Origin of the sequence: Kitasatospora albolonga (assembly GCF_039535905.1) — a bacterium.
Lineage (GTDB): Bacteria > Actinomycetota > Actinomycetes > Streptomycetales > Streptomycetaceae > Kitasatospora > Kitasatospora albolonga.
Genome location: NZ_BAAAYB010000075.1, coordinates 1 through 13,816 on the forward strand (window position 1 = coordinate 1; position 13,816 = coordinate 13,816).

Sequence of the window (13,816 nt, forward strand, 5' to 3'; positions counted from 1 at the left end):
CACCCGCATCTTCGGTGTGATGTCCAACAGCGACGAGCTGCGCGACCGCCTGCACGCCACCGCCGAGGCGGCCGGCGAGCAGTCCTGGCCGATGCCGCTGCCGGTCGAGCTGCGCAAGGGCATGACCGAGAGCACCGTGGCCGACCTGGCGAACATGGGCGAGCGGATGGGCGGCGGCCTGGTGGCCGGTCTGTTCCTGAAGGAGTTCGTCGCCGAGGGCATCGACTGGGCGCACCTGGACATCGCCGGCCCGGCCTTCCACGAGGGCGCGCCGCACGGCTACACCCCGAAGGGCGGCACCGGTTCGGCCATCCGCACCCTGCTGCGCTTCGCCGAGGACACCGCCAACGCGAAGGCCTGAATCCTCCGCTAGCGCGCTCACGGGCCCGGCGCATTGCCAGTTACCTGCTGGTAATACGCCGGGCCCGTTTCTGACAACGTCTGTTCGCCATAGGCGAAACTTTGTTCCGTAGTGCGGAACAACTGGGGCGGCAGGGGTCCGGGCACCCCCTTCTCCCCCGCCGTTACCCATCCGTGAGCTGCGGAGATACCCTCACACAGGGGACATCGGGCACCGCTCGCCGCGGTCCGCCGGTGCCGCCTCGGTGGCCCCGGCCACCAGCCGCCGCGAACAAGTGCGAAGATGTTTCTCCGGAAGACGTGGGCGCCTTACGAGGGCGCACGCTCACCGGACCGCGACCGGCCCGGCGAACCGCACCCCTTTGCATGGAGGACGTGACGTGGCGAACGACGCCAGCACCGTTTTCGACGTAGTCATTCTCGGAGGCGGAAGCGGCGGCTACGCCGCGGCGCTCCGTGCCGCGCAGCTCGGCCAGAGCGTGGCGCTGATCGAGAAGGGTGAGCTGGGCGGCACCTGCCTGCACCGCGGCTGCATCCCGACCAAGGCCCTGCTGCACGCGGCCGAGATCGCGGACGAGACCAAGGAGGCCGCCGAGTTCGGCGTGCTGGCCACCTTCCAGGGCATCGACATCAACGGCGTCCACAAGTACAAGGACGACGTCATCGCCGGCCTGTACAAGGGCCTCCAGGGTCTGGTCGCCTCCCGCAAGGTCACCTTCATCCAGGGCGAGGGCCGGCTGTCCTCCCCGACCTCGGTGGACGTCAACGGCCAGCGGGTCCAGGGCAAGCACATCGTGCTGGCCACCGGCTCGGTGCCGAAGTCGATCCCCGGTCTGAACATCGACGGCGACCGCGTGATCTCCTCGGACCACGCGCTCAAGCTCGACCGCATCCCGCAGTCCGCCGTCATCCTCGGCGGTGGCGTGATCGGCGTCGAGTTCGCCTCGGTCTGGAAGTCGTTCGGCGTCGACGTCACCATCGTCGAGGCCCTGCCGCACCTGGCGCCGCTGGAGGACGAGAACTCCTCCAAGCTGCTGGAGCGGGCCTTCCGCAAGGCGTGGCATCAAGTTCGAGCTCAAGGCCCGCTTCTCCGGCGTCGAGTACACCGAGACCGGTGTCCGCGTCTCCACCGAGAACGGCAAGACCATCGACGCCGACCTGCTGCTGGTCGCCATCGGCCGCGGCCCGGTCTCGGCCGGCCTCGGCTACGAGGAGCAGGGCGTCGCCATGGACCGCGGCTACGTCCTGGTCGACGAGTACATGCGCACCAACGTGCCGACCATCTCGGCCGTCGGTGACCTCGTCCCGACCCTGCAGCTGGCCCACGTCGGCTTCGCCGAGGGCATCCTGGTCGCCGAGCGCCTGGCCGGCCTGAAGGCCGTGCCGATCGACTACGACGGCGTCCCGCGCGCGTGACGTACTCCAACCCGGAGGTCGCCTCCGTGGGTCTGACCGAGGCCAAGGCCGTCGAGCTGTACGGCAAGGACAAGGTCGTCACCCTCAAGTACAACCTGGCCGGCAACGGCAAGAGCAAGATCCTGAAGACCGCCGGCGAGATCAAGCTCGTCCAGGTCAAGGACGGCGCCGTGGTCGGTGTGCACATGGTCGGCGCCCGCATGGGTGAGCAGGTCGGCGAAGCCCAGCTCATCTACAACTGGGAGGCGCTGCCGGCCGAGGGTCGCCCAGCTCATCCACGCGCACCCGTCGCAGTCCGAGGCCCTCGGCGAGGCGCACCTGGCGCTGGCGGGCAAGCCGCTGCACGCGCACGACTGATCGCGCCCACCCCGGCAGTATCCCCATACCTGTACGCAAGACTTGATAGGAGTCGCTGAAACCATGGCGGTCTCAGTAACACTGCCCGCGCTGGGCGAGAGCGTTTCCGAAGGCACCGTTACCCGTTGGCTGAAGGCCGAGGGCGAGCGCGTCGAGGCCGACGAGCCGCTGCTCGAGGTGTCGACCGACAAGGTCGACACCGAGATCCCCCGCGCCCGTCTCCGGCATCCTGGCGTCCATCAAGGTCGCCGAGGACGAGACGGTCGAGGTCGGCGCCGAGCTGGCCATCATCGACGACGGCTCCGGCGCCCCGGTCGCCGCTGCCGCCCCCGTCGCCGAGGCCGCTCCGGCTGCCCCGGCCGCCGCCCCGGCCCCCGTGGCCGAGGCCCCCGCCGCCGCGCCGGCTCCGGCCGCCGCCGCTCCGGCCGCTGCCGCCCCGGCCGCCGACGCCACCCCGGTGCTGCTGCCGGCGCTCGGCGAGTCGGTCACCGAGGGCACCGTCACCCGCTGGCTCAAGGCCGAGGGCGACACCGTCGAGATCGACGAGCCGCTGCTCGAGGTCTCGACCGACAAGGTCGACACCGAGATCCCGTCGCCGGTCGCCGGCGTCCTGGTGAAGATCCTGGTCGGCGAGGACGAGACCGCCGAGGTCGGCGCCCAGCTCGCGCTGATCGGTGCGGCGGGTGCGGCTCCGGCCGCCGCTGCTCCGGCCCCGGCCGCCGCTCCGGCTCCGGTGGCTCCGGCCGCTCCGGTCGCCGCTCCGGCCCCGGTCGCCGCTGCCCCGGCCCCCGTGGCCGCGCCGGCCCCGGTCGCCCCGGTCGCTCCGGTCGCTCCGGTCGCCGACAGCTCGGACGCGTACGTGACCCCGCTGGTCCGCAAGCTCGCGGCCGAGCAGGGCGTCGCGCTCTCCTCCGTCACCGGCACCGGTGTCGGCGGTCGCATCCGCAAGCAGGACGTCCTGGCCGCCGCCGAGGCCGCCAAGGCCGCTGCCGCCGCTCCGGCGCCGGTCGCCGCCGCCCCGGCCGCCGCGCCGAAGGCCGCCGCCGCCCCGTCCCCGCTGCGCGGTCAGACGGTCAAGATGACCCGCATGCGCAAGGTCATCGGCGACAACATGCTGAAGGCCCTGCACGAGCAGGCCCAGCTGACCACCGTGGTCGAGGTGGACGTCACCAAGATCATGACCCTGCGCGGCAAGGCCAAGGAGTCCTTCCTCGCCCGCGAGGGCGTCAAGCTCTCCCCGATGCCGTTCTTCGTGAAGGCCGCGGCCCAGGCGCTGAAGACCAACCCGGTCGTCAACTCCCGCCTGAACGACGCCGAGGGCACCATCACCTACTTCGACACCGAGGACATCGGTATCGCGGTGGACTCGGAGAAGGGTCTGATGACCCCGGTCATCAAGGGCGCGGGCGACCTCAACATCGCCGGCATCTCCAAGAAGACCGCCGAGCTGGCCGGCAAGGTCCGCAGCAGCAAGATCAGCCCGGACGAGCTGTCCGGTGCGACCTTCACCATCAGCAACACCGGCTCGCGCGGTGCGCTGTTCGACACCGTGGTCGTCCCGCCGAACCAGGCGGCGATCCTCGGCATCGGCGCCACCGTGAAGCGCCCGGTCGTCATCGAGGTCGACGGCGCGACCGCCGTCGGCGTCCGCGACATGACCTACCTCTCGCTCTCCTACGACCACCGCCTGGTGGACGGCGCCGACGCCGCCCGCTACCTGGTCGCGGTCAAGGAGATCCTCGAGGCGGGCGAGTTCGAGGTCGAGCTCGGCCTCTGAGCCTGACGGCCCCTCACGGGCTCCGGCTCCGCTGAACGCACAGGTGCCCCACCGGTCTTCGGACCGGTGGGGCACCTGGCGTTTCCGCCGCCGCGTCCGCCGGTCGGACGGCAGAGTTTAGCGTCCGATGCGGGGAACGAGGATGCTGGAGCGGTGATGTACGAGACGGACTTCTGGCAGTTGATCGACGAGAGCCGGGACACGGCCGAGGGCGATCCGGACGAGCAGGCGGACGCGCTGGTGGAGCGGCTGGCCCAGCTGACGCCCGATGACGTGGTGGACTTCGCCCGGCTGTTCGAGGCGCGGTTTCCAGCGGGCGTACCGGTACGACCTGTGGGGGGCGGCGTACCTGTTGCTGGACGGGGCTTCGGAGGACAGCTTCGACTACTTCCGCTGCTGGCTGATCGCGCAGGGGCGGGAGGTGTTCGAGGGCGCGCTGCACGAGCCCGACGCCTTGGCCGAGCTGGTCCCGGACTTCGATGAGGAGGAGGACGGCGAGGCCGAGGACGTCGGCTACGCCGCCGACGAGGCGCACGAACAGCTGACGGGGCTTCCGCTCCCGGACCTCGGCGTGCAGCAGCCGCGGCGTCCGGAGGGCGACTCCTTCGACTTCGAGGACGCGACGGAGATGGCGAAGCGGTACCCGATGCTCTGGGCGCGGTTCGGGGACTGACGGCCGCTCAGGAGGGCGCGGCGGATCCAGCTGGTGTCGGCCGGGCGGCGTTGCGGCGGGGGCGTGACTCCGAGGGCGACCGCCGCGCCGACCAGGGCCGCGCCGAGGAGGACGGGCGGGGTGAGCTGGGTAGTGCCGAGGAGTGCGCCCAGGAGGACGGCGGCGAGGGGGACGAGGCCCGCGAAGAGGCCGGCGCGGTCGACGCCCAGGCGGGCGACGCCCGCGTACCAGAGGAAGAAGGCGAGCGCGGTGACGACGAGGGTGAGGTAGGAGAGGGCGAGGGCCTCGGTGGGGGTCGGGAGGTGTGGAGGGCGCGGCCTCCTTCGAGGAGGGCGGAGGTGGCCGCCAGGAGCGGAGCGGCGGTCAGGCAGGCGAGGGCGGAGAGGCGGCGCGGGCCGAGGACGGGGGAGGAGCGGGACCGCGAGCAGGGAGAAGCAGCACTCGCAGGCGAGGGCCCCGGCCGTGTAGAGGAGTCCGGTGGGGGTGGCGGCGGTGCTGTGGTTCTGGATCAGCAGGACGCCGGCGACGGTGAGCAGGCTGCTGACGGCGATCCGGGCGGAGGGGCGGCGACGGTCGAGGAGTGGTCCGGTGACGGCGAGGAGGACCGGGGTGGCGCCGATCACGGCTCCGACGGTCGCTGCGTCGGCGTGGGCGACGGCGTTGAGCAGGCAGACGTTGAACCCGGCCATGCCGGTGGCCGCGAGCGCCAGGACACGGCCCCGCTGACGGGTGGTCAGGCGGGGTGGCGGTGGGAGGCGACGGCCGGGGAGCAGGAGGATCAGTCCGGCGGCCAGGTAGCGCCAACCCTGGCCGGCGAGGAGGGGGTAGGCGGCGAGCAGCGGGCTGACGGCGGCGGAGCTGCCGACGGCGGTCATCGCGGTGGCGGCGGCGAGGCTGCCGCGCAGGGTACGGGAGTCCGGGGTCATGGGCAGCAGCCTGCGGGAGAGTGGTCCGGTGCGCCCGACCACTTCGAGGTGGGGGCACCGGACCACTTGGGGTGCCGTCCGGGAACGGCACTAGGCTGGCAGGGCCGTCGAGTGGGAGTGAGCGGGGGACGTGTTCGTCAAGATCTGCGGTCTGAGCACCGCGCCGGATGTCGCGGCCGCCCGTCGAGGCCGGGGCCGACGCGGTCGGGTTCGTGCTGACCGAGAGCCCGCGGCGGGTGACGCCGGAGCTGGTGCGGGAGTTGCTGGCCGGAGTGCCCGAGGGGGTGCTGTCGGTGGCGGTGTTCCGGGAGGAGCCGGCCGCGTACGTGCGGGAGATGGTGCGGGCCTCCGGGGGTCGGGGCGGCGCAGCTGCACGGGAACCATCCGCCCGCCGCCTTCGCGGAGTTGGCCGACCTCGGGGTTGCCGCTGATCCGGGCGACCTCGGCGGCGGCTGCGGCGGGGGCGTCCTGCGGGGACTTCGGTGAGGACCTGCTGCTGCTGGACTCGCCGGTGCCCGGCTCCGGGGAGGCGTGGGACTGGGCCGAGTTGGGGGCGAAGCCGCCGGGCGGGACGTGGCTGCTGGCGGGCGGGCTGACGCCGGGGAACGTGCGGGAGGCGATCGCGGCGGCCCGGCCGTGGGGGGTGGACGTGTCGAGCGGGGTGGAGGTGCGGCGCGGGGTGAAGGACCCGGCGCTGATCACCGAGTTCGTCCGGGCGGCGAAGGCGGACTGACGGACTGACGCTCGGCAGGGCAGCGGCCCCAGGGGCGCGAGGAACTGCGCGAGTCCGGAAGGCGGCCCAGTGCTAGATCGGGGCACGTGAGCCAGTTGCACGTGGTGCCGTGCCCCTGCGCGCAGTTCCTCGCGCCCCCGGAGTGACCACCCGATGCTGCTCGGCGAGGGCGTCGCGGAGCGCGGTCAGGGCGTCGGTGATGCCGGCGAGCGGAAGGTGGGCGTAGCCGATCACCAGGGCGGGGGGACGGGGGCCCGGGGTGACCTGGTGGTGGGGCGCCGCCGTGGACCAGGACGGAGCGGGTGAGCGCTGCCGAGGTGAGGGCCGACTCGTCGGTGGTGGGCGGGAGTTGGAGGTAGCCGTGGAGCCCGGCGGAGACACCGAGCAGGGTGGCCTCGGGGAGGAGCTCGGCGGCGGCCCGGGTGAAGGCCTCGCGGCGGCGGCGGTAGCGGGCCCGGACCCGGCGGAGGTGGCGGTCGAGCAGCCCGCTGGTGATCAGTTCGGCGAAGGCGCACTGGGTGAGGCCGTCGGTGCCGAGGTCGCGCCGGGAGCGGACCCGGTCGAGCGCGGCCGTGAGCGGCGGCGGGACGGCGAGCCAGCCGATCCGCAGCCCGGGCACCAGCGCCTTGCTGGCGGTGCCCGCGTAGACCACGTGCTCGGGCGCGAGCTCCTGGAGGGCGGCCGGACGGACCTCGCGGTCGAACCAGAACTCGCCGTCGTAGTCGTCCTCGACCACCAGGCCGTCGCTCTCCCGGGCCCAGCGGACCAGGGCCTGCCGCCGGGCGGATGAGAGCACCACGCCGGTCGGGTACTGGTGCGCGGGCGTGACGAGCACGGCGCGGGCACCGCTGGCGGCCAACTCCCCTACGTCGATGCCCTCGTGGTCCACCCGGACGGGGACCACCCGCATCCCGCACTCCTCGATGAAGCGGCGCTGGCTCCGGTGCCCCGGGTCCTCCACCGCGAGGGTGCGGATGCCGAGCCGGGGCAGCGCCTCGCAGAGCAGCGAGAGCCCCTGGGCGAAGCCGGCCGTCACCATCACCGAACCGGCCTCGGTGCGGACGCCGCGGACCCGGCCGAGGTAGTCCGCGAGGGCCCGGCGCAGCGACGGGTGTCCGGCGACCGGCGGGTAGTCCAACTCCTCCCGCCCGGCGGCGGCCAGGACGGTGCGGTAGCTGGCGAGCCACTCCTGGCGGGGGAAGTTGCCGGGGTCGGCACGGCCGGTGCGCAGGTCCCAGCGGACGGGGGCGGCCGGTTCGGGCTCGCGGAGGGCGACGGCGGGCGGCGGGGCGGTGGAGTCGGTGCCGCCGGCCCGCTCGGAGACGCAGGTGCCGGAGCCGTGCCGACCGGTCAACCACCCCTCGGCGGCGAGCTGTTCGTACGCCTCGACGGCGACGCTGCGGGAGACGCCGAGATCATCGGCGAGCCGTCGGGTGGAGGGCAGGCGGGTGCCGGGGCGCAGGACGCCGTCGGTGATCCGGTGACGCAGTGCGTCCTGGAGCTGCCCGGCCAGCGAGGTGGCCGAGCTGCGGTCGACCTCGACCGACAGGTGCCAGGCCACGACCACCCTCCCCCTCGCTCCCGGGCGGCCAGTCTGTCACAGCGGCCGTGCCAGGGTCCCGACGACGATGCGGCGGGGCAGCGAGTGGGGCAGCGAAGCAACAAGCGGGCAGGCAGGCGACAGAACGGCGGCGGGCGGCGAAGCAGCGGGCAGGCAGGCAGCCGAGCGGCGGTCAGGTGCCGCCCTGGGTGGACAACGGGCGAATGGCGGCGATGAGTTGGTCGAGGAGCTCGGCGGGTGGGGCGTCCGGGTGCTCGTCGACCGAGCCGACCAGGACGGCGTAGCCGCCGCCCGCGGAGGGGACCGCGACCACCACGGCCTGGCCGTTGACGCCCGTGGCCGGGTCGACCTGCCAGCGTTCGGCGTAGCCGGGGACACCGGCCACGGTGACCGGGCCGGAGGCGAGGCGGCGGCGGGAGCTGAGCTTGCCGAACATCAGCGGGGCGTACTCCTCCATCCGCTCCTCGGCCACGGCCTGGGCACTGGAGCCGCTGAACGCGTCGGCGATCACCTCGAAGACGCCGCGCGCGCAGGAGCCGTCGCCGATCGAGCAGTCGTAGGGCCGGGTGGTGAAGTTGAGCAGCACGGAGTCACCGTCGGGCCGGTTGTTCTTCCAGCCGGCCGGGAGCGGCACCCGCCAGCCGTGGGTGGTGTCCGGGAGCGAGCCGAAGGACTGCAGCGGCGTGCTGCTCGGCACCACCGGGGAGGGGATGGGCGCGGACGTCTCCGTCGGCGTCGGGCTCGGGGTGGGCGAGGACGAGGGCGAGGGGGTGGCGGAGGTGCTCACCGTGGCGCTCGGGGGCGGGAGTTGGGCCTGCTTCCCGTCGCCGCCGTCCCGGCCGAGCCAGAAGGCGGTGCCCGCCGCCAGGGCCAGCACCACCAGACCGGCGGTCACCAGCACCGTGCGGCGCCGACCGGGCGGAGCCGGGCGGTCCGGGAGCGCGTCCTGCGGTGCCGCGGCGCCGCCCTGGCCGGGCGGGCGGTACTCGTCGGTCCAGGCGGCGCCGTCCCACCAGCGCTCGCGGGGCAGGCCGTCCGGCCCCGGTTCGAGCACGGGGTACCAGCCGGGCGGCGTCGAGTAGCTCATCCCGGTACGGTAGCGCTCAGCCGTTCGAGCTGTCAGGGCAGTTGACGAAGCGTCAGTGCGCGGCGGGCGGCCGCTCAGGAGGCGAGCGGGCGGCCCATCCAGATGTCGTCCACGTAGCGGCCGTCGATCCAGAACTCATCCGGCAGCACGCCGTCCACGACGAAGCCGCAGCGCTCGTACAGGCGGCGGGCGGGGGCGTTGTGACCCAGCACGCGCAGGGTCATCTTGCGGATGCCGTCGGCCTTGGCCACCGCGCAGGCCGCCTCGACCAGGGCCTGGCCGACGCCGCGCCCGCGGGCGTCGGGCGAGACCGCGAGGCCCTGGATCTGCCGCACGTGCCGGTTGCTGACCAGCGGGGTGGGCGGGGCCTGGCGGATGTGGCCGACCACCTCGCCGTCGAGTTCGGCGACCAGGAACTGCTCGGGCAGGCGGCGGTCGTCGAAGATCTCGGCGTTCTCCTCCGGCCGCGGGACGACGTCGCTCAGCCAGGACCAGGCCTCGCGGTCGATCCGGGCGATCACCTCCTCGTCCTCGTCCCTGGCGGTGCGTATCAACAGGTCGTCGGCTCCCATGGTCGTCATCGTAACGACGGGGGTGCCCGCCCGGCCGGGAATTCCCCCGGCTCACCCTGGGCGGTGCGGCCGGAGCTGCGGCCACGGCCGTGCCGGTGCGGAGCGTCCGGGGCGACCTGCCAGGATGGGGCCATGCGTATCGCGGTGACTGGATCCACGGGACTGATCGGTTCGGCGCTCGTCCGCTCGCTTCTGAGGGACGGCCACGAAGTGGTGCGGCTGGTGCGGCAGCGGTCCCGGACCGGCGTGCAGCCGGACGGGACGGTGGGCGTCGGCTGGAACCCGACCCGGCTGGAGATCGACCGGGCCGGGCTGGCCGGTGTCGAGGCGGTGGTGCACCTGGCCGGGGCGGGCGTCGGCGACCGGCGGTGGACCGAGGCGTACAAGCGCGAGATCCGGGACAGCCGGGTGCTCGGCACCGAGACCCTGGCGGCCGCGCTGGCCGAGCTGAAGGAGCCGCCCCGGGTGCTGGTCAGCGGCTCGGCGGTCGGCTACTACGGGCAGACCGGCGAGCAGGTCATCGACGAACGGGCCCCGGCCGGCGACGACTTCCTGGCCCGGATCTGCGTCGAGTGGGAGGCGGCCACCGCCCCGGCCGAGGCGGCCGGGATCCGGGTCGCCCACGCCCGGACGGGGCTGGTGCTGGCCCCGGGCGGCGGCGCGGGCGGGCGGCTGCTGCCGCTGTTCAAGCTCGGCCTCGGCGGCCGGCTGGGCGACGGGCACCAGTACTGGAGCCTGATCTCGCTGGAGGACGAGGTGGCCGCGTTGCGGTACCTAGTCGACACGCCCGGGCTCTCCGGCTCCTTCAACCTGACCGGCCCGGAGCCGGTGACCAACGGGGCGATGACCGAACTGCTCGGCCGGGCGCTGGGGCGGCCGACGCCCTTCCCGGTGCCGCAGTTCGCGCTCAAGGCCGCACTGGGCGAGATGGCGGTCGAGGTGACGGGCAGTCACCGGGTCGTCCCCGAACGGCTCCTGGAGGCGGGCTTCCGGTTCCGGCAGCCGACGGCGGAGGCGGTGGTCCGGGCGGCGGTCGCCTAGTACCCCGCAGGGGGCTTGTGCTTGCGGCGGGCGGGGCTCCGGTCGTGGTGGTTCCGGGTCGTTCCGAGGTGGCGCGGGCAGGTCACGGGAGGGTGGTCGCAGGGGGCGCACGGCAGCACTGCCGCAGCGCATTGCGCGCCCCCGGTGACGGAACGCGCCCACGAATCCGTCCGATGCGCCCTTCAGGCGCACGCTCCGTGACCGTGCCCCACCTCCTGTCCCCACTCCTCGGGATTCGAACCGAAGTCGCGGCCTGATCCGTCGACTGACGGGGCATCACCTCCCCGGACCGTGTCCCGGCACCCTGCGGCCTGCCCGGCCGCAGCCCCGGGACCAGGGAGGGAGCACACCCGTGCCCGCACACGACTTCAACCGCCGCACCCGTCGCCGGACCGACCCGGACGTGATCGTGGTCGGCGCCGGACTCGCCGGACTGGCCACCGCCCGCACGCTGACGGGCCACGGCCTCGCCGTCCAGGTCCTGGAGGCCACCGAACGGCTCGGCGGCCGGCTGGCCGCCCACGAGCTGGACGGCTTCCGGCTCGACCACGGCGGCCAACTGCTCAACACCGACTTCCCGGAGCCCGGGCGGCGGCTCGACCTGGACCGGCTGGAGCTGCGACCGCTCGCGCCCGGCGTCCTGGTGCACAGCGGCGGCCGACGGCACCGGTTCGGGGACCCGCAGGGCGCCACCAGGACGGCGAGCGTGCGCGGCCCGTTCGGCAGTCCGCTGGACCGGGCCCGGCTCACCTCCGCCCTCGGCCGGCTCGCCGCCACCCCGGCCGCCCGGCTGCTGGCCCGCCCGGAGACCACCACCGCCCGCGCCCTCGCCGACCGCGGCCACTCCCCGCGCACGGTGGACGGCCTGCTGCGGCCCCTGCTCGGCGCCCTGCTCAGCGACCCCGAACTCGGCACCAGCAGCCGGGTCGCCGACCTGGTGCTGCGCTCCTACGCCCGCGGCCGCCTCTGTCTCCCGGCGGCCGGACTGGCCGCCGTCCCCGAACAGCTCGCCGAGGGCCTGCCCGCCGGGACGCTGCGGCTCGGCGTCCGGGCCACCTCGGTCTCCGCCGACGGCGTCGAAACGGCCGCCCACGGCCGGATCGCCGCCCGCGCGGTGGTGCTCGCCACCGACGCCCGCTCCGCCGCCGACCTCCTCCCGGGGCTGCGGCTGCCCGCCTTCCACCCCGTCACCACCTACTACCACGTGGCCGACCACTCCCCGCTGGGCGAACCGGTCCTGCTGCTCGACGGGGACCGGACGGGCGGACGGGCGGTGCTCTCGCACTCGCTGGTGCTCAGCGACGTCTCCGAGGGGTACGCCCCGGCCGGGCGGGCGCTGATCGCCACCACCGTGCTCGGCGCCCGGCACTTCGACCACGGCGGGGCGGCCGGGTACGAGCCGGTCCTGCGGCGGCGCCTCGCCGAGCTGTACGGGGCGGAGGCCTCGCGGTGGGAGTTCCTGACGGTGCGGCACCTTCCGGACGCGGTACCGGCGATGCCGCCGCCGCACAACCTCCGACGGCCCGTCCGGGTCCTGGCGGGCCTCTACGTCTGCGGCGACCACCGCGACACCAGCACCCTCCAGGGCGCCCTGGTCTCCGCCCGCCGCGCCGCCCACGCCGTCCTGCGCGACCTCGGCCTCCCGGCCACGGCCCGCGCGGCGGAGGCCGCCTGACGCACCGCCGACGGTGGCGATGCCGGGGGCGCGGGGAACGGCGCGGGGTGGAACAGCAGCACGTGCGACTGGCTGACGGCGGTTCAGTTGCCGGTGGGCCGCCTTCCGACCCGCGCAGTTCCCCGCGCCCCCGGGCCTCCCGGCCCGGCAGAGCAGCGCCCCGCAGGGGCGCGAGGAACGGCGCGCGGGGGAACAGCAGCACGTGCGACTGGCTGACGGCGGTCAAGTTGCAGGCGAGCCGCCTTCCGACCCGCGCAGTTCCTCGCACCCCCGGCCTCACCTCTTTTCGCCGGGGGTCGTGCCAGGATGACGATATGACGCAGAGTCGGGCATATCGCCCATGACGGCCGAGGACGCCGATGCCGTCGCGCTGGTCCTGATCCCGGCCTGTGCCGTCGCCGCGCCGCTGCTGGCGGACCGCCTCCAACGGTGGCTCGCCGTCCCGACCGTGGTGTTCGAGATCGTGCTCGGCGTGCTGATCGGCCCGGACGTGCTGCACTGGGCCGACGTCGGCGACCTGGTGGACGCGCTGTCGCAGTTCGGCCTGGCGATGCTGATGTTCCTCGCCGGCTACGAGATCGACTTCGCCCGGCTGCGCGGCGGCCCGCTCAAGCGGGCGGTCGCCGCCTGGCTGGTCACCGTCGTGCTGGCGCTCGGCTTCGGTGCGCTGATCAACCCGAGCCCGCTGAACGGCGCCTTCGCCGGCCTCGCACTGACCACCACCGCGCTCGGCACCATCCTGCCGATCCTGCGCGACTCGGGGGTGCTGCCGACGCCGTTCGGGTCGATGACGATGGCCACCGGGGCGGTCGGCGAGTTCGGCCCGATCGTGGCCATCGCGGTGCTGCTGAGCGGCAACACGCCCGCCAAGTCGGCGGTCATCCTCGGCGCGTTCGCCCTCATCACGGTCGCGGCGGTGGGCTACGCGCGCCGTCCGCGCCCGGACTGGGCGACCCGGCTGATCCGGCGGACCATGCGGACCTCGGGGCAGTTCGCGATCCGTCTGGTGATGCTGGTGCTGGCCACGATGGTGGGGGCGGCGATCTGGCTGAGCCTGGACATGCTGCTGGGCGCGTTCACCGCCGGGATCGTCTCCAGGTTGCTGCTCTCCGAAGTGGCGGAGGCCGAGGAGGAGGTGATCGAGGCCAAGCTGGAGAGCATCGGATTCGGCTTCCTGGTGCCGGTCTTCTTCGTGGTGAGCGGGATGAACTTCGACCTGAAGGCCCTCCTCGACGACCCGGGGACCCTCCTGCTGGTGCCGCTCTTCCTGCTCCTGCTGCTGGTGCTGCGCGGAGTGCCGGCCGCCCTGCTGGCCCCGCCGGAGCTGGGCCGGCGGGACAGGGCCGCGCTCGGGCTGTTCGGGGCCACGGCGCTGCCGCTGGTCGTGGTGATCACCACCATCGAGGTGGACGACGGGCGGCTGCCCTCGTCCACGGCGGCGGCCCTGGTGGGGGCCGGGATGCTCTCGGTGCTGCTCTTCCCGCTGCTGGCGCAGCGGCTGCGCGGACAGGGCACGCCGCCCCCGCCGGAAGGAGCTCCCCGGGTGCGGGCCGAGAGCTGGTGAGGCGCGCGGCCGGAGGTGACGGAGTGTCGGTCACCACCGGGCGGCGCCCCGGCGCGCGGGCCTACCGTCTATGC

Annotated in this window: 8 protein-coding genes and 5 pseudogenes; 9 read left to right on the forward strand and 4 right to left on the reverse strand. The window is 74.1% G+C overall.

Annotated features, from left to right (window positions below):
- The 4 pseudogenes from ABD946_RS18025 to ABD946_RS18040 form a co-directional block, all read left to right on the forward strand.
- Positions 1 to 361, forward strand: a pseudogene (locus ABD946_RS18025) (leucyl aminopeptidase); the annotation flags it as partial.
- A 379-nt stretch (positions 362 to 740) separates the two neighbouring features.
- Positions 741 to 2,133 (forward strand): annotated as a pseudogene (gene lpdA, locus ABD946_RS18030) (dihydrolipoyl dehydrogenase).
- A 63-nt stretch (positions 2,134 to 2,196) separates the two neighbouring features.
- Positions 2,197 to 3,910, forward strand: a pseudogene (gene sucB / locus ABD946_RS18035) (2-oxoglutarate dehydrogenase, E2 component, dihydrolipoamide succinyltransferase).
- 156 nt (positions 3,911 to 4,066) lie between these two features.
- A pseudogene (locus ABD946_RS18040) lies at positions 4,067 to 4,583 on the forward strand (DUF4240 domain-containing protein).
- 83 nt (positions 4,584 to 4,666) lie between these two features.
- Here the strand turns inward: ABD946_RS18040 and ABD946_RS18045 are convergent.
- A pseudogene (locus tag ABD946_RS18045) lies at positions 4,667 to 5,509 on the reverse strand (DMT family transporter); the annotation flags it as partial.
- 167 nt (positions 5,510 to 5,676) lie between these two features.
- On the opposite strand from ABD946_RS18045, the gene ABD946_RS18050 reads away from it, so the two are divergent.
- The gene (locus ABD946_RS18050; protein WP_345284774.1) at positions 5,677 to 5,940 is read left to right on the forward strand and encodes a hypothetical protein; all 264 of its coding nucleotides are present in this window, start codon (positions 5,677 to 5,679) and stop codon (positions 5,938 to 5,940) included.
- Complete coding sequence (locus ABD946_RS18055) at positions 5,931 to 6,242, forward strand: phosphoribosylanthranilate isomerase (RefSeq protein ID WP_345284776.1); 312 nt, start codon at positions 5,931 to 5,933, stop codon at positions 6,240 to 6,242. Before ABD946_RS18050 ends, ABD946_RS18055 begins: the two co-directional genes overlap by 10 nt.
- Here the strand turns inward: ABD946_RS18055 and pdxR are convergent.
- The 3 genes from pdxR to ABD946_RS18070 all read right to left on the reverse strand — a co-directional run bounded on the left by pdxR (position 6,208) and on the right by ABD946_RS18070 (position 9,462).
- Complete coding sequence (pdxR, locus tag ABD946_RS18060; RefSeq protein WP_345284778.1) at positions 6,208 to 7,803, reverse strand: MocR-like pyridoxine biosynthesis transcription factor PdxR; 1,596 nt, start codon at positions 7,801 to 7,803, stop codon at positions 6,208 to 6,210. The two genes, ABD946_RS18055 and pdxR, sit on opposite strands and share 35 nt — an antisense overlap.
- Positions 7,804 to 7,975: 172 nt before the next feature.
- Positions 7,976 to 8,890 (reverse strand): DUF2510 domain-containing protein, encoded by a 915-nt coding sequence (locus ABD946_RS18065; RefSeq protein ID WP_345284779.1) that lies wholly within the window; start codon positions 8,888 to 8,890, stop codon positions 7,976 to 7,978.
- A gap of 74 nt (positions 8,891 to 8,964) precedes the next feature.
- Positions 8,965 to 9,462, reverse strand: coding sequence for a GNAT family N-acetyltransferase (locus ABD946_RS18070; RefSeq protein WP_345284781.1), 498 nt, complete (start codon positions 9,460 to 9,462; stop codon positions 8,965 to 8,967).
- 132 nt (positions 9,463 to 9,594) lie between these two features.
- Between ABD946_RS18070 and ABD946_RS18075 the strand changes: the two genes are divergently transcribed.
- The 3 genes from ABD946_RS18075 to ABD946_RS18085 all read left to right on the forward strand — a co-directional run bounded on the left by ABD946_RS18075 (position 9,595) and on the right by ABD946_RS18085 (position 13,742).
- Entirely contained in the window at positions 9,595 to 10,503 is a 909-nt protein-coding gene (locus ABD946_RS18075; protein ID WP_345284783.1) for a TIGR01777 family oxidoreductase, read from the forward strand.
- Positions 10,504 to 10,855: 352 nt separating this feature from the next.
- The gene (locus tag ABD946_RS18080; protein ID WP_345284785.1) at positions 10,856 to 12,178 is read left to right on the forward strand and encodes an FAD-dependent oxidoreductase; all 1,323 of its coding nucleotides are present in this window, start codon (positions 10,856 to 10,858) and stop codon (positions 12,176 to 12,178) included.
- A gap of 340 nt (positions 12,179 to 12,518) precedes the next feature.
- On the forward strand, positions 12,519 to 13,742 hold the full coding sequence (locus ABD946_RS18085) for a cation:proton antiporter (RefSeq protein WP_345284787.1): 1,224 nt from the start codon (positions 12,519 to 12,521) through the stop codon (positions 13,740 to 13,742).
- Positions 13,743 to 13,816 lie beyond the last annotated feature (74 nt).